Source organism: Gemmatimonadota bacterium, from assembly GCA_009841265.1.
In the GTDB taxonomy this organism is placed as follows: domain Bacteria; phylum JAAXHH01; class JAAXHH01; order JAAXHH01; family JAAXHH01; genus JAAXHH01.
In genome coordinates this window covers 1-3103 of record VXMB01000011.1, presented here as the reverse complement: position 1 = coordinate 3103, position 3103 = coordinate 1, and the positions used below count along the sequence as shown (strand labels likewise).

2 protein-coding genes are annotated in these 3103 nt (G+C 61.9%); both read left to right on the top strand.

Features of this window, described 5'->3' with window-relative positions:
• Window positions 1–32: 32 nt before the first annotated feature.
• Window positions 33–1859 carry an ABC transporter ATP-binding protein gene (locus F4X08_12690; GenBank protein ID MYD26659.1) on the top strand — a complete coding sequence of 609 codons (1827 nt, stop codon included), beginning with the start codon at window positions 33–35 and terminating at the stop codon, window positions 1857–1859.
• A partial coding sequence (locus F4X08_12685; protein MYD26658.1) for an ABC transporter ATP-binding protein occupies window positions 1856–3103 on the top strand: 1248 nt, incomplete at its 3' end. The genes F4X08_12690 and F4X08_12685, both read left to right, overlap by 4 nt.

The following is a 3103-nucleotide window of genomic DNA, read 5'->3' as shown; positions in this document are numbered from 1 at the left end:
ACATCCTGGGGCTTCTCTTCAAGGAAGTCCCGGTGGCCGCCACGCTCATTACGCTCCAGAGCTTTGCCTCCGGGGCTACCACGCCGCTCATCGTCTTCGCCATCAGCGGCCTTATCGATGACGTTCGGCGCTCTGTACCCGACCCCACCACCGGCATTGAATTCATCGATGAACTCCAGCGCTCCCCGGCCAATCCTAATGACGTTTGGTCCTCCATCGTCCCTTGGCTCTTGATCCTTCTCGTTGCCTTTACCATCCGCAGCCTGGACGGCGCACTGAGCGACTATCTCAGTCAGTTGACAGGCTTGCGCCTTGGCGCTGCCGTGCAGCACATGGTGTGCGCGAAAGCCGTCGCGCTGCCGCTGAGCGTCTTCGAGCGGGAGGAGTATTACACCAAGCTGGAGGTGACTGGCAAGGAAGGCGGGAGCATCCTCAGCGACTTCCTGGAGAATGTCTCGTGGCTTGTGACGTCACTAGTCGGCGCAGCCGGGCTGATGGTGTTGTTTTTCCGGGCCCACTGGCTGATCGGAGTTGCGCTGGTAACCGTGATGGGCCTGCGGGGCATTGTGCAATCCCATACCGAACACAATCTACTAGAAGTCGAATACCAAAACTCACCCCGCCGGCGGGAGAAGCAATACTGGTCGCGGCTGCTTACCAGCCGGGAGGCTATCCCTGAGATCCGGCTGTCCGCTCTCTCCGATTTCCTCCTCCGCCGCCGCCATGAGGCTTTCGAACGATTTCTTAAGGAAATCGTCTCTGCCCAACGCAGGGTGGCGCTGCCGGGGCTGAGCAGTGTCGCCGTGCAAGAAGCGGTAGCGTTCGTCATTGTATTCGCCCTGCTAATCGCCTTGGTCGGCAACATCACTTTGGGCAGCTTGGTCGCACTGCTGTACGGCCTCACCCGGTTCCGCGACCTCGCCGATAACGTCGCCTGGGGCTTGCGAAATGTCTATGAGGAGCTGCAATACTCCGAGTATCTGCGCGACTTCCTCGCCCTTGAATCGGAATTGCCGGATTCGCCGGAGAACGGGCTTCGGATACAGCGGCCCCTGCGCGAGGGGATTCAGTTTCGCGACGTCAGCTTCACGTATCCTGGCGCGGATCGACCGGCGCTCTCCAACATAAACCTGAAGATTCGGCCCGGCGAGCGCGTCGCCCTCGTGGGCGAGAACGGCGCGGGCAAGACGACGCTCGTGCGCTTGCTCCTTGGCCTCTACCGGCCTTCTCAAGGGTCTATCCTTGTAGACGGTAGGGACCTGTCTACGCTCGACCCTGAGGCGTGGCGGCGGGAGGCAACCGCGGTGTTCCAAGACTTCGTCCGCTATCCCACGACGGTGTTTCAGAACATCGCCTTCGGCGACACGGCCTTGCTGGCTGCATCTCCGCAAGCCGCACTCGAGACCCATCCCCGCATCGCCGCGGCTGCGGCGCAGAGCGGGGCAGACGGTTTCGTCGCCGCTCTGCCTGCAGGCTACGCAACGCCTCTCGGCAAAGAGTGGCCGGGTGGGACAGAGCTCTCTTCCGGCCAGTGGCAGCGGCTGGCCCTGGCGCGGGCGTATCTGCGCGATGCCCAAATCGTCGCTCTCGATGAGCCTACCGCCGCCTTGGACCCGCGGGCCGAGGTGGAATTCTACCGGCAGTTCACCCAGGTAGCCGCCGGGCGCACCGCAGTTTTGGTCTCGCACCGGCTGGGCGCGGCCCGCCTGGGAGACCGGATCGTCGTTCTGGCACACGGTCGCATTGTCGAAGAAGGCAACCACGAGGCTCTGCTGCACCAGGACGGCGTTTACGCGCACATGTACGGCCTCCAGGCGCGTTGGTATGCCGCGCCGCTCAATGCGGAGGACGAATCATGAGCTCAGTACCCAACACCGCCACAGGTTCTTGGCAGCGCCTCAAGTACGTGCCGCCTACGCTGAGCCTCCTGCTCGCAGCCGACGCCAGAGGAACTATTCTCCTTTTCGCCATTAGTGCAGGCATGGGTCTGTTTCCTTTGGCCGAAGTGCACGTCTTGCGCCGGCTCATCGAAACGGCGGAACTGATAGTTGCGGGAAGTGCCCCTGTAGCAGACGGTCTTGCGTGGGGCCTCGCTCTCGCCCTGCTTGCAATCCTGCACGCTGCGGTAGTGCACGTCAGGGAAGTCGTCGACCGCCGTCATCAGGAGGTCTTAGGCAACTACCTAGAGGAGCGCTGCCTGCAGCAGGCGCAGTCGATGCCGCTGGAGTGGTTCGAGCATGACAAGCACTACGACCTGTTGCACCTGGTGCGGCGCAGAACGGTGGGACGGTTGGGAGCCACGACCAGTTTCCTCACAAGAGGCCTTTCAGACATAGTGACAATGGCATCGCTCCTTATCTACCTGGGGCAATTCCACTGGGGGCTGCCGCTCTTGCTGGCTCTCGGAACAACGCCAGGTGCGCTGATACGCGAGGCCATTCATCGCCAAAGATACCTGATGGACCGTGCGCAAGCCCCGGACGAACGCCGCTTTGGCGTCTATATCGACCTGCTGACCGGCCGGCATTCAGCGGCAGAGATTCGGCTCTTCAGCCTGGGGAAGTGGCTGCTCGATCAAGCCGGGCTACTCCGTCGCCGTCTCCATCGAGAACGACTGCAGCTTGCGGCGCGTGAGGCGCGGCTCACGGTTTTATCGGACTGCATGAACGGCCTGACGCACGTTGCAGCCCTCGGCCTGAGCGTCGGCCTCCTCGTCAACGGTCACATCAGCGTTGGTGCGGCGGCAGCCCTATTCGCCGCTATCGAGACGTTCCAAATCACATTCTTCGGGCTGATTTGGGAGGGGTCTATGCTCTACAACTCTCTTCGCTACCTGGAGGACTATTTCGTGCTGATGGACAACCCACGCCTTGACCTAAAGGGTGGCCGGAAACTGGATCAACCGCTGGCCGCACCCATCGTCTTGGAGAATCTCTCCTTCACCTATCCCGGAGCCGAGCGGCCAGCGCTCTCCGACCTCAACCTAGAACTCCAGCCCGGCGAACGCATCGCGCTCGTTGGCGAAAACGGCGCAGGCAAAACCACGCTCGTCAAACTCCTGATGGGCCTCTATCGCCCCACGTCCGGCCGCATAATTGTAGAT